The organism is Amycolatopsis sp. 195334CR (assembly GCF_017309385.1).
Lineage (GTDB): Bacteria > Actinomycetota > Actinomycetes > Mycobacteriales > Pseudonocardiaceae > Amycolatopsis.
In genome coordinates, this window is sequence record NZ_JAFJMJ010000001.1 from 18,864 (window position 1) to 38,118 (window position 19,255).

21 protein-coding genes are annotated in these 19,255 nt (G+C 71.5%); 13 read left to right on the top strand and 8 right to left on the bottom strand.

Translation table 11 applies throughout. The annotated features are described in order from the left end of the window. Positions 1-65: 65 nt before the first annotated feature. From JYK18_RS00105 to JYK18_RS00120, 4 genes are all read left to right on the top strand, one after another. On the top strand, positions 66-989 hold the full coding sequence (locus tag JYK18_RS00105; protein ID WP_206798915.1) for an ACP S-malonyltransferase: 924 nt from the start codon (positions 66-68) through the stop codon (positions 987-989). Then, positions 986-1,969, top strand: coding sequence for a beta-ketoacyl-ACP synthase III (locus JYK18_RS00110; RefSeq protein WP_206798917.1), 984 nt, complete (start codon positions 986-988; stop codon positions 1,967-1,969). Before JYK18_RS00105 ends, JYK18_RS00110 begins: the two co-directional genes overlap by 4 nt. Before the next feature lie 65 nt (positions 1,970-2,034). Continuing rightward, on the top strand, positions 2,035-2,280 hold the full coding sequence (locus JYK18_RS00115; RefSeq protein WP_113693432.1) for an acyl carrier protein: 246 nt from the start codon (positions 2,035-2,037) through the stop codon (positions 2,278-2,280). A gap of 32 nt (positions 2,281-2,312) precedes the next feature. Next, on the top strand, positions 2,313-3,545 hold the full coding sequence (locus JYK18_RS00120; RefSeq protein ID WP_206798918.1) for a beta-ketoacyl synthase: 1,233 nt from the start codon (positions 2,313-2,315) through the stop codon (positions 3,543-3,545). A gap of 113 nt (positions 3,546-3,658) precedes the next feature. On the opposite strand, the gene JYK18_RS00125 is transcribed toward JYK18_RS00120, so the two are convergent. Continuing rightward, positions 3,659-4,261 (bottom strand): hypothetical protein, encoded by a 603-nt coding sequence (locus JYK18_RS00125; RefSeq protein WP_307795725.1) that lies wholly within the window; start codon positions 4,259-4,261, stop codon positions 3,659-3,661. Positions 4,262-4,283: 22 nt separating this feature from the next. After that, the gene (locus JYK18_RS00130; RefSeq protein WP_206798919.1) at positions 4,284-4,787 is read right to left on the bottom strand and encodes a DUF3145 domain-containing protein; all 504 of its coding nucleotides are present in this window, start codon (positions 4,785-4,787) and stop codon (positions 4,284-4,286) included. A gap of 226 nt (positions 4,788-5,013) precedes the next feature. Between JYK18_RS00130 and JYK18_RS00135 the strand changes: the two genes are divergently transcribed. Further along, positions 5,014-6,801: a hypothetical protein gene (locus JYK18_RS00135; protein WP_206798920.1), complete on the top strand. Its 1,788-nt coding sequence runs from the start codon at positions 5,014-5,016 to the stop codon at positions 6,799-6,801. Between the two features lie 6 nt (positions 6,802-6,807). Here the strand turns inward: JYK18_RS00135 and JYK18_RS00140 are convergent, their stop codons facing one another. Further along, on the bottom strand, positions 6,808-8,199 hold the full coding sequence (locus JYK18_RS00140; RefSeq protein WP_206798921.1) for an NAD(P)/FAD-dependent oxidoreductase: 1,392 nt from the start codon (positions 8,197-8,199) through the stop codon (positions 6,808-6,810). 102 nt (positions 8,200-8,301) lie between these two features. Here JYK18_RS00140 and JYK18_RS00145 point away from each other — a divergent pair, with 102 nt between their 5' ends. After that, on the top strand, positions 8,302-8,961 hold the full coding sequence (locus JYK18_RS00145) for an Lsr2 family protein (RefSeq protein WP_206798922.1): 660 nt from the start codon (positions 8,302-8,304) through the stop codon (positions 8,959-8,961). A gap of 48 nt (positions 8,962-9,009) precedes the next feature. Here the strand turns inward: JYK18_RS00145 and JYK18_RS00150 are convergent, their stop codons facing one another. The 4 genes from JYK18_RS00150 to JYK18_RS00165 form a co-directional block, all read right to left on the bottom strand. Continuing rightward, positions 9,010-10,392, bottom strand: coding sequence for an NAD(P)(+) transhydrogenase (Re/Si-specific) subunit beta (locus JYK18_RS00150; protein WP_206798923.1), 1,383 nt, complete (start codon positions 10,390-10,392; stop codon positions 9,010-9,012). Further along, positions 10,389-10,694 carry an NAD(P) transhydrogenase subunit alpha gene (locus JYK18_RS00155; protein WP_242578888.1) on the bottom strand — a complete coding sequence of 102 codons (306 nt, stop codon included), beginning with the start codon at positions 10,692-10,694 and terminating at the stop codon, positions 10,389-10,391. The genes JYK18_RS00150 and JYK18_RS00155 overlap by 4 nt, the downstream gene beginning before the upstream one ends. Next, a complete protein-coding gene (locus tag JYK18_RS00160) occupies positions 10,694-11,794 on the bottom strand; it encodes a Re/Si-specific NAD(P)(+) transhydrogenase subunit alpha (protein ID WP_206798926.1) in 1,101 nt (366 codons plus the stop codon). Before JYK18_RS00160 ends, JYK18_RS00155 begins: the two co-directional genes overlap by 1 nt. Positions 11,795-11,893: 99 nt before the next feature. Continuing rightward, the gene (locus JYK18_RS00165) at positions 11,894-12,520 is read right to left on the bottom strand and encodes a TetR family transcriptional regulator (protein ID WP_153030406.1); all 627 of its coding nucleotides are present in this window, start codon (positions 12,518-12,520) and stop codon (positions 11,894-11,896) included. Positions 12,521-12,646: 126 nt separating this feature from the next. Between JYK18_RS00165 and JYK18_RS00170 the strand changes: the two genes are divergently transcribed. From JYK18_RS00170 to JYK18_RS00195, 6 genes are read left to right on the top strand one after another with little or no spacing between them, the layout of a single operon-like run. Beyond that, on the top strand, positions 12,647-13,720 hold the full coding sequence (locus JYK18_RS00170; RefSeq protein WP_206798927.1) for a ferredoxin reductase: 1,074 nt from the start codon (positions 12,647-12,649) through the stop codon (positions 13,718-13,720). Positions 13,721-13,737: 17 nt separating this feature from the next. Next, positions 13,738-14,856 (top strand): acyl-CoA desaturase, encoded by a 1,119-nt coding sequence (locus JYK18_RS00175; protein ID WP_206798929.1) that lies wholly within the window; start codon positions 13,738-13,740, stop codon positions 14,854-14,856. Positions 14,857-14,870: 14 nt separating this feature from the next. Continuing rightward, positions 14,871-15,122 (top strand): hypothetical protein, encoded by a 252-nt coding sequence (locus JYK18_RS00180; RefSeq protein WP_206798930.1) that lies wholly within the window; start codon positions 14,871-14,873, stop codon positions 15,120-15,122. A 47-nt stretch (positions 15,123-15,169) separates the two neighbouring features. Then, positions 15,170-16,417 (top strand): sensor domain-containing protein, encoded by a 1,248-nt coding sequence (locus tag JYK18_RS00185; RefSeq protein WP_307795726.1) that lies wholly within the window; start codon positions 15,170-15,172, stop codon positions 16,415-16,417. 10 nt (positions 16,418-16,427) lie between these two features. Beyond that, positions 16,428-17,072 (top strand): response regulator transcription factor, encoded by a 645-nt coding sequence (locus tag JYK18_RS00190; RefSeq protein ID WP_206798931.1) that lies wholly within the window; start codon positions 16,428-16,430, stop codon positions 17,070-17,072. 16 nt (positions 17,073-17,088) lie between these two features. Next, positions 17,089-17,499 (top strand): secondary thiamine-phosphate synthase enzyme YjbQ, encoded by a 411-nt coding sequence (locus tag JYK18_RS00195; RefSeq protein ID WP_206798932.1) that lies wholly within the window; start codon positions 17,089-17,091, stop codon positions 17,497-17,499. Here JYK18_RS00195 and JYK18_RS00200 read toward each other — a convergent pair. Then, complete coding sequence (locus JYK18_RS00200) at positions 17,437-18,426, bottom strand: ABC transporter permease (RefSeq protein ID WP_242578889.1); 990 nt, start codon at positions 18,424-18,426, stop codon at positions 17,437-17,439. The genes JYK18_RS00195 and JYK18_RS00200 overlap by 63 nt on opposite strands. Before the next feature lie 106 nt (positions 18,427-18,532). Here JYK18_RS00200 and JYK18_RS00205 point away from each other — a divergent pair, with 106 nt between their 5' ends. Beyond that, positions 18,533-19,234, top strand: a complete 702-nt coding sequence (locus tag JYK18_RS00205) for a haloacid dehalogenase-like hydrolase (protein ID WP_307795727.1) — start codon at positions 18,533-18,535, stop codon at positions 19,232-19,234. The last annotated feature ends 21 nt before the right edge of the window (positions 19,235-19,255 follow it).

Here is a 19,255-nt window from a genome sequence, read left to right on the forward strand (position 1 = left end):
GCGAGACGACTTGGTGAGCGGCGGCATGATAGGGAACCGGGCCTAGCGTGTTCCCTAGAGAGGTGATGACCGCCCTCCTCGCCCCCGGACAGGGCTCCCAGGCCCCCGGCATGTTCACGCCATGGCTCGAGTTCGACGGTGCGCGCGAGCGCCTCGTGTCCTGGTCCGACCGCACCGGGCTGGACCTGGTCCGGCTCGGCACCGAGGCGGACGCGGACGAGATCCAGGACACCGCCATCGCGCAGCCGCTGATCGTCGCGCTGGCGCTGCTGGCGCACGAGCAGCTCGAAGCACGCGGCCTGGTACCCGCGGACGCGCCGGTCGCCGGGCACTCGGTCGGGGAACTGGCCGCCGCCGCCATCGCCGGGGTGTTCCCGGCCGAGGAAGCGGTCGCACTGGCCGCCGTGCGCGGCGCCGAGATGGCGAAGGCCTGCGAGGCCGAGCCCACCAGCATGGCCGCGGTCATGCTGGGCGAGCCCGAGGCCGTGGTGGCCTGGCTCACCGAGCACGGACTGACTCCAGCCAACCGGAACGGGGCCGGCCAGATCGTGGCCTCCGGCGCCGCGGACGCGATCCAGAAGATCGTCGCCGAACCACTGGCTGGCACGAAGGTGCGCGCGCTCAAGGTCGCGGGCGCCTTCCACACCAAGTACATGGCCACGGCCGAGGCCGCGGTGCGCGAGCACGCCGGCGAGATCACCACCGCCGACCCGGTCCGCCCGCTGCTGTCCAACGCGGACGGCACCGTGGTGACCAGCGGTGCGGAGTACCTGGAGCGGCTGGTCACCCAGGTCACCAGCCCGGTGCGCTGGGACCTGACCATGGACGGCCTGGTCGCCCTCGGGGTGACCCGCACCGTGGAGCTCCCGCCGGCCGGCACGCTGACCGGTCTGGTCAAGCGCCAGCTCAAGGGCATCGTGACCAGCCCCATCGCGCTCAAGACGCCTGCTGACGTGGCGAAGTTGAGCGAGCAGGAGGACACCGAATGAGCCAGCGCCCCGCGCTGCGTCAATCGCAAGGCCCCAGCGCCACCCGCATCCTCGGGGTGGGCAGCTTCCAGCCGGAGAAGATCGTCACCAACGACGACCTCTCCCAGCTGATGGACACCAGCGACCAGTGGATCCGCGACCGCGTCGGCATCATCGAGCGCCGGTTCGCCGAGAAGGACGAACTGCTGGTGGACATGGCGGTGACCGCGGGCTCCCGCGCCGTCGCCGACGCCGGCCTCGAACCGTCCCAAGTGGACACACTGATCCTGCCGAACTGCACCATGCCGACGCTGATCCCGAACGCGGCCGCCCAGGTGGCCGAGCGGATCGGCGCCTCGCAGGCCGGTGCCTTCGACCTGAACGCGGCCTGCGCCGGGTTCTGCTACGGCCTCGGCGTCGCCTCCGACCTGGTCCGCTCCGGCTCGTCGAAGTACGCGCTGGTGATCGGTGCGGAGAAGCTGACCGACTCGGTCGACCCGACCGACCGCGCCAACGCGATCATCTTCGCCGACGGGGCCGGTGCCGCCGTGGTCGGCGCGGCCGACGAGCCGGGCATCGGGCCGGTGGCCTGGGGCAGCGCCGGCGACCTGGTCGACACGATCTACATGCGCGAGGGCAAGTACATCTACCAGGAGGGCCAGTCGGTCTTCCGCTGGGCGACCACCCAGATCGCGCCGATCGCACTGCGCGCGCTGGAGCTGGCCGGGGTCGAACCGTCCGATGTGGACGTGCTCATCCCGCACCAGGCCAACCTGCGCATCGTCGAGGCGATCGCGAAGAAGCTCCGGGCCAAGGGCGCCCGCGAGGACATGGTGGTCGCCGACGACATCCGCTACAGCGGCAACACCTCGTCCGCCTCCATCCCGCTCGCGCTGGACCACATGCGCACCGCGGGCACGGTGAAGAGCGGTGACGTGGTACTCATGGTCGGGTTCGGGGCCGGGCTCTCGTACGCCGGCCAGGTTGTCATCTGCCCGTAACCCCCAGCATTCCGGTCGTCATCCGGCCGGAAAGAAACCTCAGGTAAACAGGAAAGGGACAAGCAGTGGCTGACAAAGAAGAGATCCTGTCCGGGCTCGCCGAGATCGTCGAAGAGGTGGCCGGTGTGGCCCAGGACGACGTGAGCGCCGAGAAGTCCTTTGTGGACGACCTGGACATCGACTCGCTGTCCATGGTGGAGATCGCCGTGCAGGCCGAGGACAAGTTCGGCGTCAAGATCCCGGACGACGAGCTGGCGAACCTCAAGACCGTCGGCGACGCCGTGAACTACGTCGCCTCGAACTCGAAGTAACACCTGCCGGTGCCGACCTCGGGGAGTAACCGATGAGCAACAACGACGTCGTGATCACCGGGCTGGGCGCGACCACGCCCCTCGGCGGGGACGTCGCGTCCACCTGGGACGGTCTGCTGACCGGCCGCAGTGGGGTGTCCACCCTGCACGCCGAATGGGTCGAGAAGTTCGGCCTGCCGGTGAAGATCGCCGCCCGGCTCGCGGTCGATCCCACCGAGGTGCTGCCCAGGGTGCAGGCCCGCCGGCTGGACCGCAGCGAGCAGGTCGCGGTGATCGCGGCCCGCCAGGCGTGGGCGGATGCCGGGCACAACGAGGACACCGTCGAACCCGAACGGCTCGCCGTCGTGGTCGGCACCGGTATCGGTGGCGCGAACACCCTGCTCGACCAGGACGACCTGCTGGAGACCACCGGTCTGCGCAAGGTGTCCCCGCTGACCGTGCCGATGCTGATGCCGAACGGGCCCGCCGCCCACGTCGGGCTCGAGCTGAAGGCGCGGGCCGGGGTGCACGCGCCGGTGTCGGCCTGCGCTTCCGGGGCCGAGGGGCTCGCCTGGGGCTGGCGCATGCTGAAGACCGGTGAGGCCGACGTGGTGGTGGCCGGTGGCGCCGAGGCGTGCATCGCGGCGATCACCATGGCCGGGTTCGCCCAGGCCCGCACGATGAGCACGCGGAACGACGACCCGGAACGCGCTTCGCGGCCGTGGGACGTCAACCGCGACGGGTTCGTGCTCGGCGAGGGCGCGGGCATCATGGTGCTGGAGCGCGAGGAGTTCGCGAAGGCGCGCGGGGCGAAGATCTACGGCAGGCTGTCGGGGATCGGCACCAGCGCCGACTCGTACCACATCACCGGGCCGGATCCGGAGGGCACGGGCCAGGCGCGGGCGATCACCGCCGCGCTGCGCTCGGCGGGGCTGGACCCGAAGGACGTCGACCACGTCAACGCGCACGCCACCTCCACCCCGGCGGGTGACGTCGGGGAGACCGTGGCGGTGCGCAAGGCGATCGGTGAGCACCCGGTGCTGACCGCGCCGAAGGGCGCGCTGGGGCACCTGCTGGGTGCGGCGGGCGCGGTCGAGGCGATCGCCACCGTGCTGTCCATCCGGGACGGTGTCATCCCGGCCACGCTGAACCTGGAGAACCAGGACCCGGGCGTGGTGCAGGAGATCGTCGCGGGTGAGCCGCGCAAGATGGACATCCGGGCCGCGATCAGCGACTCGTTCGGCTTCGGCGGGCACAACGTCGCGCTGGCCTTCACCCCGGCCTGACCAGCTTTTCCCGGAAACGGGGCCGCCACCGGACTGCTCCGGCGGCGGCCCGTTTTCGTCTCCAGGGGCCGGGTGCGGTGAATGTGGCTTTCACCGCATCGGGCCACGCCGGTTCAGTTGCAGCGCTCGTGCATGGGGGTGGTGCCGGTGGGCACGGTGTCCAGCTTCCACACGCCGCTCTCCAGCACCATGGGCAGGGCCAGGTGCCAGCGGATGCACCCCTCCTGCAGGTCCACCGGGCCGTCCTTGGGGTCCTGCGTGCTGGTGAAGCCGAGCAGCGACTGCAGCAGCCCGTCCCCGGTCGCCTCGATGCGGTAGACCAGGATGCTGCCGTCCCGGGTGGAGCTGTAGTCGGCCTCCCACTCCACCTTGGACTTCGACTGGGCGCGATCCTTGGTCACCGTGGTCTTCCACAGCTCGTAGTTGCGCGCGTTGATCGCGTCGAAGTAGTTCTGCAGCAGGGCGCGCACCCCTTCGGCGTGCGGGTGCGCCGCCGCGTCGGGGGTCATCTCGACGGCGGGTGAGCCCGGCTGCTGCTCGGGCGCCAGCGAGGTCGAGGTGGGCGTGGCGATCACGCCGGTGTCCCCCGCGGTGGCGTCCGGTTTGCGGTAGACCTCCCTGGCCAGCAGCCCGCCGCCGACGGTCAGCGACACGACCACGATCAGCGCGGGCAGCAGCCAGCGGCCGCGGGCGGGAGCGAAGGGCGAAGCTGGCACACCCGGAAGAGTAGTAAACCCGCTACCCCACCTGGTGCAGCCAGGTCACCGGAGCGCCGTCACCGGCGTGCCTGAAGGGTTCGAGCGCCTCGTCCCAGGCCGCGCCGAGCAGCTCGTCGAGCTTGTGCGCCAGCTGCTCACCGGCCCGGCTGCGGGCCACCAGCGAGCGCAGCTGGTCCTCGCCGACGACGATGTCGCCGTTGGCGCTGGTGCGGCCGTGCCACAGGCCGATCACCGGCGCGTAGCAGAACCGCTCGCCGTCGACGCCCGGGCTGGGCTCCTCGACGACCTCGAAGCGCAGCATCGGCCACGCCTTCAGCGCGGACGCCAGCCTCGCGGCCGTGCCCGCCGGTGCGCGCCAGGAGACCTCGGTGCGCAACTGTCCCGCGGCGGCCGGCTGGGCCGTCCACCGCAGGTCTGCTCGGCCACCCAGGGTGCCCGAAATGGCCCACTCGACGTGCGGGCACACCGCAGACGGCGACGAGTGGACGTACACCACGCCACGGGTGTTTCCACGGGTGCTCACTGGTGACCTCCGCTGCTCGACGAGATGCGTCTTCCCCTACGACCTCTCGAACCACGGCGGCCCACTCGTGACGCGCTGCGCACATTGTGCACCTCATCCATGCCTTTTGGCCACATGAACCACAGAAGTCGCAGCGAGATCACCGCACAGGGGTGCCCCGGCCGCCGCCGGAGACCCGCTACCGTGTGCGGCACAGCAGCACCGCGGACACTGGGGAGGGACCGGTATGCGGCTCGTCCGCCTGGCACAGCAGCCCTCCCGGGTGGCCGACGACATCCGGGCCGCGCTGGCCTCGCTCGGCCGCGGCAACACCGTGGTCGGCGGGGTGGCGCTGATCGGGGTGTCCCCGCCCGGGTTCACCCAGCCGGTGGACGCGGTCGTCGTGCTCCCGCGTGGTGTGCTCATCGTAGTGGGTGTCGACCTGCCCGACCCGGCGATACGGCTGGACGCGCCGCTCACCGGCCAGTGGAAGGCCGACGGCTGGCCGCTGGTGGGTACCGACGACGCGGTCAACCCGGCCACCGACGCGCTCGCCACGTCCGAGAAGATCGCGCGGCACCTGCGCGAGACCGAGCCGTCGACCACCGCGATCGGCACGATCGTGGCCGTCGGGCCGTACGTCGAGCAGGTGGACCAGCCGCCGGCGGACCTGGCCGGTTCGGTCCGGGTGCTGCACCCGACGCCGACCTCGATGCTGGCCGCGTCCGTCTCGCTGGCGTCGGCCTCGCAGCCGAGCACGGTGGTGCAGGCGCGGGCGATGCTGGCTGCCCTGGCCGAGAACGCGCCAACGCTGAGCGACGAGGTGCTGGCCGCCGAAGGCTTCGCGGCGGCGGTCCTGGCCGAGCCGGAGCGAACCGAGCCGGTGGAGAACCCGCTCGCCGCCATTCCGCCGACGGTGCCCGCCGACCACCCGCCGGCGAAGGCGAAGGTGGTGCGCTCGGCGCCGCGGACTCCGCCGGTGGTGGTGGCGAACGTGCGGCAGGCGCCGGCGCAGCAGCGGCCGCAGGCACCTTCCGCACAGCCGCCCGCCGGTCAGTCACCCGCTCAGCAGTCGCCCGCCGGGCAGTCACCCGCGCAATCGCCCGCTGGTCGGTCGCCCGCGCAGCAGCCACCCGCTGGGCAGTCACCGGCCGGGCAGTCACCTGCGCAACAGGCCGCCGCCCAGCGGGCTGGTGCGCAGCCACCCGCGCAGCAGGTTGGTACGCAGCAGAGGCCGCAGGCGGGCACCCCGCCGCGGCAGGCGCCACCGCAGCAGGCGGGCAGGCAGCAGGCAGGCCCACCACCCCAGCAACTCCCGCAGGCCGCGCCTCAGCAACTGCAGCCATCCCCACCGGCGGGCGGTCACCAGCGGGCGGGCGCCTCCCAGCAACCACCGAAAGCCCGCCCCCAGTTCAAGCTGCCGAAGCTGGTCAAGGACGGCAAACCCGTCCGCTGGCTGCCCTACGCCGCCGCGGGGTTGTTGCTGGTGTTGCTCGTCTCCGCCATCACGGTGGCGACCAGCCAGGACGGCGGCGAGGCCGCCGCGCCCGAGCAGGGGCCGACGCAGACCACCGCCGCCGCGCCGAGTGGGCAGAACGTCGACGGCATGGCCTTCAACGAACTGGCCGCCGAAGCGGGCACCCAGTGCACCCCGCACGCCTTCGGCGACACGAAGACCGTGCTGGAGACCACGCCGTGCTCGCGCCTGCGCCGCGCCAGTTTCGAGGTGGCGGTGGACGGGCGCCGCGCGGCGGTGACGCTGGCGGCGCTCGACTTCCCGAGCCAGCAACAGGCCGAAACCTTCAAGCAGTTCGTCGACTTCCCCGGCAACGGCGGCATCACCGACCTCGCCGTGGAAACCGCCAAGTGGACCGGGCCACCACCCACCTTCAGCGGCGCGGCCTACGCCAGCACCGGCGCGCAGACCTCGGTGCTCATCGCACAGGCCTGCTGGCTGGAGGGTACGTCCACTTCGGACGACCCCGGCCTCGGCCGGGCGGCCAAGGCCGGGCTCACCATGCCGCTCCCCGGCTGAGCCGCCCTACAGCCCGTACTCCTCCAGCAACCGCAGCCAGACCTCGCTGATCGTCGGATACGCCGGCACGGCGTGCCACAGCCGCCGCAACGGCACCTCCCCCACCACCGCCACGGTCCCCGCGTGCAGCAGTTCGGCGACGTCCGGCCCGGCGAAGGTCACCCCGACGATCACCTCGCGCTCGGTGTCGACGACCATCCGCACCTTGCCCTCGTACCCGTCCGCGTGCAGCGACGAACCGGCCACCGCGATGTCGATGTCGATCTCGCGGTGCGGCTTGCCGTCCTCGGCGGCGGTGAGGCCGACCGAGGCGACCTCGGGATCGGTGAAGACCACCTGCGGGACCGCGGTGTGGTCGGCGGTGCTGGCGTAGGCGCTCCACGGCCCGGGGTCGATCCGCTCCCCCTTCGCCCGCGCGGCGATCACGTCGCCGACCGCCCTGGCCTGGTACTTGCCCTGGTGGGTCAGCGGCGCGCGGCCGGTCACGTCGCCCGCGGCGTACAGCCAGCCACCGTCCACACCGGACACCAGCCCGGAGTCGTCCACGGCCAGCGTGTCCCCGTCGGTGAGCCCGGCCACGGCCAGGCCGAGCCCGTCGGTGGCCGGCCGCCTGCCGGTCGCGACCAGGAACTCGTCCGCGAGCACCTCCCCGCCGCCGGTCAGCTCGATCCGGATCACACCATCCTTTTCGGACACCTGCGTGGCGCCGGAGTTCGCGTGCACCCGGACGCCGTCCTCGCGCAGCCCGGCGGCCACCAGGTCACCGGCGAACTCCGGGTACCGCGGCAGCGGGCGCTCGCCGGTGATGATCAGGTCCACCTGCGAGCCGAGCTTCGCGAAGGCCTGGGCCATCTCCACCCCGACCACGCCCCCGCCGAGCACGGCCAGCCTGCCCGGCACCTCGCTCGCCGAGGTCGCCTCGCGCGAACCCCAGGTCCGGACGCCGTCCAGGCCGGGGATGCGCGGGGTGCGCGGCACGCTGCCGGTGCACACGACCACCGCGTGCCGCGCGCGCAGCACCTGGTCGCCGACGGTGACCTCGCGCTCGCCGGTGATCCGCCCGGCGCCGCGCACCGGCACGATGCCCGCGCCCTCGGCCCAGCTCACCTGGCCCGCATCGTCCCAATGGGACGTGAAGGAGTCGCGGCGGGCGAAGACGGCGGCCGGGTCGACCCGGTCGCCGACCGGCACGCCCGGCAGCCGCGCCGCCGCGGCGAGCGCGATTCCCGGCCGCAGCAACGCCTTGCTGGGCATGCAGGCCCAGTACGAGCACTCCCCGCCGTACCGCTCCGATTCCACCAGCGCGGCGGTCAGCCCGCCCCGGACCGCACGGGCCGCGACGTTCTCCCCGACCGGGCCGGCGCCGATCACCACGACGTCATAACCGTTGTCTGCCATGGTGTGCAGCGCACACCAGGCGGGGCCGTGGCGCAAGTAGGACACTCCATCGTTCCGGGTATCCTCGCTGGCGAGTTCGACAACGAGCACTGGGAGCACTTCGTGGCCAGGAACACCGCGGTCCAACTGCTGGACGACATCACGGGCGAGCCCGCCGAGGAAACGGTGCGGTTCGAGCTGGACGGGGTGACCTACGACATCGACCTGTCCGGGGAGAACGCCGACCGGCTCAGGGAAATCCTCGACCCGTTCGTGAGCAACGGGCGGCGCACCGGCGGCCGGAAGAAGGTCGTCCGGCGGCGGGCGGTCAAGAAGGCTCCTTCGAAGAAGACGGCGACGGCGAAGGCCGAGCCGAAGAAGGCGGCGGCAGCGAAGGCTGCCGCTCCGAAGGCGGCGGCCTCGAAGGCCACGGCTTCGAAAGCAACGGCTTCGAAAGCCAAGGCTCCCGCCGCAAAGGCCACCGCGGAAAAGGTCGCCGCCGACACGGCCGCTCCGGCGAAGAAGGCTCCTGCCAAGCGAGCTCCCGCCAAGAAGAAGACCACCCCCGCCGCGAAGACGGCCGCGGCCAAGGCCACCCCGGCGGCCAAGGCACCGGCCGCGAAGACAGCACGGGCCACCAAGGCCGCGTCGACCGCCAAGACCGCCGAGGCAAAGGCGCCAGCCACCAAGGCCGCCGAGGCGAAGGCGCCCGCCGCCAAGGCCGCGCCGGTGAAGAAGGTGGCTCGCAAGGCTCCGGCCGTCACCTTCTCCTCGGCCGAATAGCCGCCTGAAGGGTGGCTTTCCTCGCGCCCAGCACCAGGAAAGCCACCTTCACAGCGCCTTGAGCTCCTCCACGATCGAACCGACCGAACTCTTCGCGTCACCGAAGAGCATGCTCGTCCGGGTGTCGTAGAACAGGTCGTTGTCCACCCCGGCGAAGCCCGAGCTCATCGACCGCTTGAGCACGATCACCGACCGGCTGGTGTTCACCTTCAGGATCGGCATCCCGTAGATCGGCGACGCCGGATCGGTTTCCGCCGCCGGGTTGACCACGTCGTTCGCGCCGATCACCAGCGCCACGTCGGTCTGCGGGAAGTCCGAGTTGATCTCGTCCATCTCCTTGAGCCGCTCGTACGGCACGTCCGCCTCGGCGAGCAGCACGTTCATGTGCCCGGGCATCCGGCCGGCCACCGGGTGGATCGCGTAGGAGACCTCGATCCCCTTGCCCTCCAACAGGTCCGCCATCTCCCGCACGGCGTGCTGCGCCTGCGCCACGGCCATGCCGTACCCCGGCACGACCACCACCCGCCCGGCGTAGGCCATCTGGATCGCGGTGTCCGCCGCGCTGGTCGCGCGCACCGGCCGCTCCGGCCCCGACCGGCCCGCGGCCACCGGCGCCCCGCCGAACCCACCGGCCACGATCGCCGGGATGGACCGGTTCATCGCCTTGGCCATCAGGTTCGTCAGGATCGACCCCGACGCCCCGACGATCATGCCCGCCACGATCAGCGCGGTGTTGTCCAGCGCCAGCCCCATCGCCGCGGCCGACAACCCGGTGAGCGCGTTCAGCAGCGAGATCACCACCGGCATGTCCGCGCCACCGATCGGCAGCACCACCATCACCCCGAGCAGCGCGGACGCCACCAGCAGCCCGGCGATCAGCCAGCCCGACCCGGCCCCCGCCGCGATCGCCACCCCGCACCCCAGCGCGACCAGCAGCAGCGCCAGGTTCAGCGGCTGCTGCAGCTTGCCCACCGAGACCGGCCGCCCGGTGATCAGTTCCTGGAGCTTGCCGAAGGCGATGTTCGAGCCCCAGAACGAGATCGAGCCGACCAGCGCGGAGAAGAGCGAGGCGATCGCCACGTACGCGGGTTCGTGCGCGTAACCGTCGGTCGCGTTGAACTCGACCCACGCGATCAGCGCCACCGCCCCGCCGCCGACGCCGTTGAACAGCGCCACCATCTGCGGCATCGCGGTCATCTTCACCTTGCGCGCGGCGGGCACGCCGACCAGCACGCCCAGCACCACGCCGAGCACGATCAGGCCCCAGTTCCCCATGCCCGGGGTGAGCAGCGTGGCGACCACCGCGAGCACCATGCCCGCGGCGGCGATCCAGTTGCCGCGCACCGCCGTGCGCGGGCCGGTCAGCCCCATCAGGCCGTAGACAAAAAGGGCGAACGCGACGATGTAGAAAACCGCGATGAGCTCGGTCACGCGTCCTCCTTCTCGGTAGCACCGGGTTCCCGCTTGCCCTTGAACATCGAGAGCATGCGGTCGGTCACCAGGAAACCGCCGACCACGTTGATCGTGCCGAAGGCGATCGCGACCACCAGCAGGATCTTGTTCAGCACCCCGTCCACGCCGAGGCCGAGCACGATCAGCCCGCCCAGCAGCACGATGCCGTGGATGGCGTTCGTCCCCGACATCAGCGGTGTGTGCAGCGTGTTCGGCACCTTGGAGATCACCGCGAAGCCGAGGAAGCCCGCGAGCACCAGGATCGCCAGGTTCTGCAGCATCAGTCCCGTCCCTCCCCCGTGACGCACGCTCCGGCGACCACCTCGTCGGAGAAGTCCAGCGCCAGCGCGCCTTCGTCGTTCACCAGCAGGCCGAGCAGTTCGGTGAGGTTGCGCGAGTACAGCTCGCTCGCGTGCGCGGGCATGCCCGCCGGCAGGTTCAGCGGTGAGCTGATCGTCACGCCGTGGCGGACCACGTCCTGCCCGGCTTCGGTCAGCTCGCAGTTGCCGCCGGACTCACCGGCCAGGTCGACGACCACCCCGCCGGACGGCATGCCTTCGACGGCCTCCGCGGTGACCAGCACCGGCGCCCGCCGCCCCGGCACCAGCGCGGTGGTGATCACCACGTCGAACCGGGTGATCGCCTCGGTCAGCCTCCGTTGCTGCTCGGCGCGTTCCTCCGCGGTCAGCTCGCGGGCGTACCCGCCGTCGCCGACCGCCTCGATGCCGAGGTCGAGCCACTGCGCGCCGACCGAGCGCACCTGGTCGGCCACCTCGGGCCGCACGTCGTAGCCGGTGGTCTGCGCGCCGAGCCGCCGCGCGGTGGCCAGCGCCTGCAACCCGGCCACCCCGGCGCCGAGCACCAGCACCTTGGCCGGGGCCACGGTGCCGGCGGCGGTGGTGAGCATCGGGAAGAACCGCGTCAGCCGTTCGGCGGCGAGCAGCACCGCGCGGTACCCGGCCACGCTGCTCTGCGACGAGAGCGCGTCCATCGCCTGCGCGCGGGTGATCCGCGGGATGGACTCCACCGCGAAGGCGGTCACCCCGCCCTCGGCCAGCTCCTTGATTCTTTCCACATTGGACAGTGGGGCGAGGAAGCCGATCAGCACGGTGCCCGGCGCCAGCCGGGTGGCCTCCACCGCGGTCGGTGGCGCGACCTTGAGCACCACCCCGGCCGCCCACGCGTCGCCGATACCGGCGCCGTTCGCTTCGTAGTCACTGTCGGTGAACAGGGCCGCGTCGCCTGCCCCGCTCTCCACGACCACCTTCAGCCCGCGGGCGACCAGCCGCCCGACCGCCTTCGGCACCAGCGCGACCCGGCGTTCACCAGGTAGCGACTCCTTCACCACGCCGACCGTCACCGGCCCGGAATCGGTCACCACGCGACCTCCTCGACCTTGAGGACGAGCACACACGAACACGCACTGTGTTCTGGATCACCACAAGGTGTATCACGATCCGTGGCCTTCGCGCTCCCGCCGTCAGGAGGTCCTTTGCCAATTCGGTACCCCGAGCACGATCAGCCGGAGCCGCTTCTCCGCCGTTCGCACCACCCGGGCCCGCGCCTCGGGCCCGTTCGCCTCGATCAGCTCCAGCACGGTCGCCTGCATCGCGGTGACGATCAGCTCCGCCATCATGTGCAGGTCCTCGGTGTCCCATTCGCGCAGGTACTCGAAGCGCGCCAGGTCGACGGCCAGTTCGCTGGAGAACAACCGCAGCTCCAGGCCGATCGCCGCGGGCACCGCGCCGGTGCCGGCGTAGCGCTCGCGCAGCAGGAACCGGAAGTGGTCCGGCTGTTCGCGGACGTGCTCGTCGAGCAGCTGGACCGAGGCGCGGATGACGTCCTGGAAGGCCCGCTTGTCCCGGCGCGCCGAGCGCAGCATGCCGCGCAGCGTCTGCATCGATTCCTCGACCAGCACCACGCCGAGCTCCTCCATCGAGGCGAAGTGCCGGTAGAAGGCCGTCGGCACGATGCCCGCCGACTTCGTGACCTCGCGCAGGCTGAGCGTGGCGAACACGCGGTCCGCCAGCAGGGCCAGCGCGCCGTCGAGCAGCGCGCGGCGCGTGCGCTGCTTGCGCTCGGATCGGCTGACGGGTTCCGCGGTCACGAGCCTGAGCCTATCCGCCGGCTCCGGACTATCGCCCACGTCACATCGGGGCGCGCTCACGTTGACATCCCTGCTGACTGCTCCACACTGTTGAGTGTACAGATGTTCACTGAATGGGGAGGTCCCATGGGAAAGCTCGCTTCGGTCGCCGAGGCCCTGCTCACCCCCCACGGCGTGGACCGCTACCTCGAACTCATCGACCCGATGCTGGTGCGGCGGGAGATCCGGGGCCGGATCACCGCGGTGCGGCGGCAGACGCCGACGACGCTGACCATGACCATCCAGCCGAGCCGGGCCTGGCGCGGTTTCCGCGCCGGTCAGTACGTGCGCGTGACGGTCACCATCGACGGGGTCCGACGCACCCGCTGCTACTCCCCCGCGTGCTCCCAGTACCGCGCGGACGGGCAGCTCGAACTGACCGTCAAGGCCCTCGAAGACGGCCTGGTCTCGGGTTACCTGCACCGCACCGCCGAGCCGGGCATGGTGCTCGGACTGTCCGAGCCGGACGGCACCTTCGGCCTGCCGGACCCGCGCCCGGAGCACGTGCTGCTGATCAGCGGCGGCAGCGGGATCACCCCGGTGCTGGCCATGCTGCGCACGCTGGCCGACGAGAACCACCCCGGCGAGGTCGCGCTGCTGCACTACGAGAACGAGCCCGCGGACCTGCCCTACCGCGCCGAACTGGCCGAACTGGTGCGGGACAGGCCCAACTTCCGGGTCCGCTTCGCCTGCACCATGACCGAGCACGGCGGCGACCTCCACGGTTTCTTCTCGCGCTCGCACCTGGACCAGGTGGCGCCGTGGTTCGGCGCCGCGGAGACCTTTCTCTGCGGTCCGGTGCCGCTGATGGACTCCGTGCGCAAGGAGTACGCGAACGAAGGATTGGGTGAACGCCTGCACACCGAGGAGTTCACCCCGCCCGCGTTCGCCGCCGAGGCCGGTGAGGTGACCGGGCAGGTGCGGTTCACCCGCAGCGGCAAGGAGTTCGCCAACTCCGGCAAACCGCTGCTGGAGCAGGCCGAGGACGCCGGGCTGCGGCCGGAGCACGGCTGCCGGATGGGCATCTGCTTCTCCTGCACGCAGCTCAAGACCAGCGGCCCGGTGCGGAACCTGCGCACCGGCGAGGTCTCGGCCGAGGACAACGAGGAAATCCAGCTGTGCATCTCCGCCCCCTGCGGGGACGTCGAGATCAACGCCTGAACGAAGGGATCCCAACGATGACTGGGCTGCAGGACCGGCTCACCCCCGAACAGGTCGAGGAGTTCGGCCGCGAACTGGACGCGCTGCGCCAGCGGATCGTGGCCGACCTCGGCCAGGAGGACGTGGACTACATCCACAAGCTGATCAAGACCCAGCGCGGCCTGGAGGTGGCCGGGCGCGGACTGCTGTTCGCCGGCTTCTTCCCGCCCGCGTGGCTGGCCGGGGTCGGCGCGCTGTCGCTGGCGAAGATCCTGGACAACATGGAGATCGGGCACAACGTCATGCACGGCCAGTACGACTGGACCCGCGACCCGGCGCTGAGCTCGCAGAACTTCGAGTGGGACACGGTGGCGCCCTCGGACAACTGGCGCCACTCGCACAACTACATCCACCACACCTACACCAACATCCTGGACAAGGACCGCGACATCGGTTACGGGATCCTGCGGATGGACCCCGCGCAGAAGTGGCACCCGTACTACCTGGGCAACCCGGTCTACGCCACGCTGCTCGCGCTGCTGTTCCAGTGGGGCGTGATGCTGCACGACCTCGAGGTGGACCGGCAGCTCAAGGGCGAGACCAAGTGGTCGGACTACAAGGAGGTCCGGGCCAAGATCGCGCGCAAGGCGGCGCGGCAGTTCGGCAAGGACTACGTGCTCTTCCCGCTGCTGACCGGGCCGATGGCGCCGCTGACCCTGCTCGGCAACGCCAGCGCGAACCTGGTGCGCAACCTGTGGGCGTTCTCGATCATCTTCTGCGGGCACTTCCCGGCCGACGTGGAGAGCTTCACCGAGGCCGAGACCGAGGAGGAGAACCGCGGCCAGTGGTACCTGCGGCAGATCCTGGGTTCGGCGAACATCAGCGGCGGCAAGCTGTTCCACATCCTCTCGGGCAACCTGTCGCACCAGATCGAGCACCACCTGTTCCCGGACATCCCGGCCCGCCGCTACCCGCAGATCGCGCCGGAGGTCCGCGCCATCTGCGAGAAGTACGGCCTGCCGTACCACACCGGCCCGCTGCGCAAGCAGTTGTTCTCGGTGGCGCGCAAGATCGTCAAACTGGCACTGCCCGGCAAGGAGCAGCCGGGGCCCGCGCCCCGTACCGTGGTCGGTGACCGGCAACCGGCTGCGGCTTGAGGCAGGACGACAACATGGTGGGTCAGTTCGAAAGCGGCAAGGACACCGTGCAGGAGCTCACGGAGTCGGCCGCCACCCATATCGGCAACATCGCGACCATCATCACCGGCGCGGTACGAGACATCGCCAGGGAGACCGGCGACTGGCTCACGGACGTGATCGAGATGCGCGAGGCGTCGCTGCGCGCGCGCGAGGACGAAGAGCAGCAGCACGGCGTCGTCCCTCGCGTCAACAGCACCGACAGCACGGACGCCGCGGAGAAGTAGGGATAACCCGGTAGGCGGCCCGGCGCCGGAAGAGGCAGGCTGTTCCCGTGCAGAACGCGGGTGTGGCCCTCTTCCGGCGCTGGGCCGTCGAGCCGGTGCGGGGTCCGTTCTGGGCCGAGCTCGGCTGGATCCTGCTCGGCCTGCCGCTGGCCCTGCTCAGCCTCATCGGCATCGTGCTGGTGCTGGTGCCGGGCATCGCGCTGAGCCCGTTGCTGATCGGGCTGCCGATGGTGGCCGGGGCGCTGCTCGGCGCGCGGGCCGTGGGCTCGCTGCACCGGAAGCTGGCCGGTTCGCTGCTGGGCACCTCGGTACCGGGGCCGACCGGCAAGCCCGCCTCGTTCCGGGCCTACCTCACCGACGGACCCGGCTGGCGCGCGGTCGCCTACCTGGTGCTGCGGGTGCCGCTGGCCGCGGCCAACCTGCTGGTGGCCGCGTTCCTGCTGGTGTACGGGCTGGGCACGCTGACCTACCCGTTCTGGTGGCTGGTGCTCGACGGGCAGGTGCTGCCGGTGTTCGACATCGGCTCGTCGGGGCCGGTGGTGGCGATCCCGCTCGCGTTGATCGCGGCCGCGCTGCTGGTGGCCACCCCGGCGCTGGTCCACCTCCTGCTGGGGCTCGACCGGGTGCTGGTGCGCGCGTTGCTGGGGCCGACCACGCTCGCCGAACGCGTGCGGGACCTGGAGGAGAGCCGGGCCGTCGCGGTCGAAACGGCCGACGTGAAGCTGCGGCGCATCGAGCGGGACCTGCACGACGGCGCGCAGGCGCAGCTGGTCGCGCTGGCGATGAAGCTCGGCGTGGCCAAGGACGAGCTGGACGCCGCCGAGATCGACCTGGACCGGTTGCGCGCGTTGATCGCCGCCGCGCACACCGGCGCGAAGGACGCGCTCACCGAACTGCGTGACCTGGCCCGCGGCATCCACCCCGCCGCGCTGGACGCCGGCCTGGAGGTGGCACTGTCCACTTTGGCCGCCCGCAGCGAGGCCGAGGTGAAGGTGCTGGTGTCCCTGCCGGAACGCCCGCCCGCCGCGATCGAGACCATCCTGTACTTCAGCGCGGCGGAACTGCTGACCAACGCGATCAAGCACGGCGGGGTGAGCCGCGCCGAACTCCAGCTGTTCGAACTGGACTCGATGGTGCGGCTCTACGTCTCCGACCGGGGCCGCGGCGGGGCGCGGATGCACCCGGCGGGCGGGCTGGCCGGCCTGGCCGACCGGCTGCGCGCGGTGGACGGGTACCTGTCCATCGACAGCCCACCGGGCGGGCCTACCGTGGTCGCGGTGGAGATTCCGGTTTAGGGGGACGGCTGTGCGGGTGGTGATCGCGGAGGATTCGACCATTCTGCGCGCGGGGCTGGTCGAACTGCTCACCCTGCGCGGGCACGAGGTCGCCGCCGCGGTGAAGGACGGCGAGGCGTTGCGGGCGGCGGTGGCCGAGCACCGGCCGGACGTGTCCATTGTGGACATCAGGATGCCGCCCTCCTGCACCGACGAGGGCCTGCGCGCGGCGATCGCGTTGCGCGCGGCGAACCCCGGCGAGCCGGTCCTGCTGTTCTCCCAGTACATCGAGACCCGGTACGCGGCCGAGTTGCTGGCCGATCGCGCGGGCGGGGTCGGTTACCTGCTCAAGGACCGGGTCGCCGAGGTGTCCGACTTCCTGGCCGCGTTGAGCCGGGTGGCCGCCGGGGAGACCGTGCTCGATCCCGAGGTGGTCACCCAGTTGCTGGGCGCCACCAGGAAAACCGGCGCGCTGGCCGCACTGACCCCGCGGGAGCGCGAGGTGCTGGAGCTGATGGCGCAGGGCCGGTCGAACGCGGCCATCGCGAGCACGCTGTTCCTCTCCCCGGGTTCGGTGGAGAAGTACGTGACGAGCCTGTTCGGCAAGCTGGGGCTGGCGCCGTCGGACGGGGACAACCGCCGTGTGCTCGCCGTGCTGCGCTACCTGCAGGCGTGAGGTTACCGTGGAATCCATGCATTCCACCGAGATCGAGGTCCGCACCGGCAACACCGCGGTGGTGCACGACCTGACCAAGGAGGCCGAGTCGTTCCTCGGCGCGCACGGCGCGGAGGACGGCCTGCTGCACGTGTGGGTGCCGCACGCCACCTCCGGGCTGGCGATACTGGAGACCGGCGCCGGCAGCGACGACGACCTGCTCGCCGCACTCGACGACCTGCTCCCCCGCGACAACCGCTGGCGGCACCAGCACGGCACCCGTGGTCACGGCCGCGACCACGTGCTGCCCGCACTGCTGCCGCCCTACGCGACGGTGCCGGTGCTCGGCGGGGTGATGGCGCTGGGCACCTGGCAGTCGGTCTGCCTAGTGGACACCAACGTGGACAACCCGGTCCGGCGCGTCCGCTTCAGCTTCCTGGCCGGCTGACCGGCCCGGCCACAGCAGCACCACCAGCCCGGCCGCCAGCAGCCCGCCGAGCACCCACACCCCGGTCGCCACGTCCGGCGCGCCCGGGGTGCCCTGCAGCAGGCTGCGCAGGCCCTCGGTGGAGAACCGGAACGGCGTCCACGACCAGAGCAGCCAGCGGTAACCGTCGTGCAGCAGCTCCGGGACCTGCCCGGCGACCGCGGGCGCGAGCAGGTACAGCGGGCCGAGGATGGCCATCGCCCGCACGCCGAGCAGCCGCAGCAACCCCGTCTGCAGCGCGGCGAAGCCCGCCGTGGTGAGCAGCAGGAAACCGAGCACGTCCCAGCCCATCGGCAGCGACGAGTCCCAGAGCTTCGTGAACCCGGCCAGCACCGCGGTGACCAGCACGCTGGTGACCCCGACCTGCGCCAGCCGCGCGCCCGTGCCCGGCTGGTGGTTCCGCCGCGCCGAGGCCAGCACCAGCACCGCACCACCGGCGAGGCAGCCGATCCAGGCGAGCGCGCTGAGCGCCAGTGGCGCGGTCCGCCCGGCCACGCCTGCCGGGTGCACGGTCTGGACTTGGGCGGGCCCCATCGCTTGAGCGATCGTGGTGAGCACCTGCTGCACCACCTGCGTCCCGCTCGGGTTGACCGCGCCCGAGACCACCACGATCGGCGGCTGCCCCAGTTCGAGCACGCCGTAGACCGCCTTGTCGTCGAGCAGGCGCCGCGCCTCCTCCGGCGTGGTGACCCGCCAGTCCAGTTGCCCGCCGCCCTGCGCGGCGATCCGCTCGGCGGCCGCGCGCGGCGGCCCGTCCGGCGCGGCCACCGCCACCGGCAGCCGGTCCGGCGCGAGGCTCGCCTGCACGCCGAAGGTCAGGAACCCGAGCACCACGGCAACCACCGCGCCGGCCAGCGCCGCGGCCACCGGCCACATCCGGTTGGCCATCTCTCCTCCAGTTTTTCATCGCGTGTTGAATTCAACGAGCACGGTAGTACCGGGCGGTCGTGGAAGTCAACGCGCGTTGAAAAGTCACCCCGGTACCGTCGGCCGGGTGAACCCCACTCCTCCCCGGCTGGTGCTCTGGGACATCGATCTGACCCTGGTCGACCTGCGCGGGCTCGGCGGCCGCTGGTACACCGACGCGCTGCTCGCGGTGACCGGGACCCGGTTGCGCGAGCTGCCCTCGTTCCCCGGCCGCACCGAGCGTGCGATCACCGCGGACATCCTGACCAGGCACGACGTCGAACCGACCGACGAGCTGATCCAGCGCATGTGGCGGGAGCTGGTGCGGTTGTCCGAACGCGGCCGGGCCACGCTCACCGAGTTCGGCCACGCACTGCCGGGCGCCGCCCTCGCACTGTCCACTTTGGCCGGTCAGGGGGTGGTGCAGTCACTGGTCACCGGGAACCTGCCGGAGATCGCACTGCACAAGCTGGCCGCGTTCGACCTGCACGGGCACCTCGACCTGGAGATCGGTGGTTACGGCACGCTGTCCGCGCACCGGCCGGACCTGGTCGCGCACGCCATCGCCCAGGCGTCGGAGAAGCACGGGCTGGCGTTCGCGCCGGAGGCGGTGGCCGTCATCGGCGACACCCCGGACGACGTCACCGCGGCGCTGGAGCACGGCACGGTCGCGGTCGGTGTCGCCACCGGGAAGCACTCGGCCGACGAACTGGCGGAGGCGGGCGCGCACCACGTGCTCACGGACCTCTCCGACACCGACGCGGTGGTCCTCGCCCTCACCGGCCGCTAACGATTGCTATGAGTGGGGCAT

Coding starts and splice junctions, on each gene's coding strand:
- JYK18_RS00135 (WP_206798920.1), top strand. CDS start 5,014: ATGCGGCTCGTCCGCCTGGCACAGCAGCCCTCCCGGGTGGCCGACGAC.
- JYK18_RS00200 (WP_242578889.1), bottom strand. CDS start 18,426: ATGGCCAACCGGATGTGGCCGGTGGCCGCGGCGCTGGCCGGCGCGGTG.
- JYK18_RS00110 (WP_206798917.1), top strand. CDS start 986: ATGAGCCAGCGCCCCGCGCTGCGTCAATCGCAAGGCCCCAGCGCCACC.
- JYK18_RS00140 (WP_206798921.1), bottom strand. CDS start 8,199: ATGGCAGACAACGGTTATGACGTCGTGGTGATCGGCGCCGGCCCGGTC.
- JYK18_RS00180 (WP_206798930.1), top strand. CDS start 14,871: ATGGTGGGTCAGTTCGAAAGCGGCAAGGACACCGTGCAGGAGCTCACG.
- JYK18_RS00155 (WP_242578888.1), bottom strand. CDS start 10,694: ATGCTGCAGAACCTGGCGATCCTGGTGCTCGCGGGCTTCCTCGGCTTC.
- JYK18_RS00170 (WP_206798927.1), top strand. CDS start 12,647: ATGGGAAAGCTCGCTTCGGTCGCCGAGGCCCTGCTCACCCCCCACGGC.
- JYK18_RS00105 (WP_206798915.1), top strand. CDS start 66: ATGACCGCCCTCCTCGCCCCCGGACAGGGCTCCCAGGCCCCCGGCATG.
- JYK18_RS00195 (WP_206798932.1), top strand. CDS start 17,089: ATGCATTCCACCGAGATCGAGGTCCGCACCGGCAACACCGCGGTGGTG.
- JYK18_RS00175 (WP_206798929.1), top strand. CDS start 13,738: ATGACTGGGCTGCAGGACCGGCTCACCCCCGAACAGGTCGAGGAGTTC.
- JYK18_RS00120 (WP_206798918.1), top strand. CDS start 2,313: ATGAGCAACAACGACGTCGTGATCACCGGGCTGGGCGCGACCACGCCC.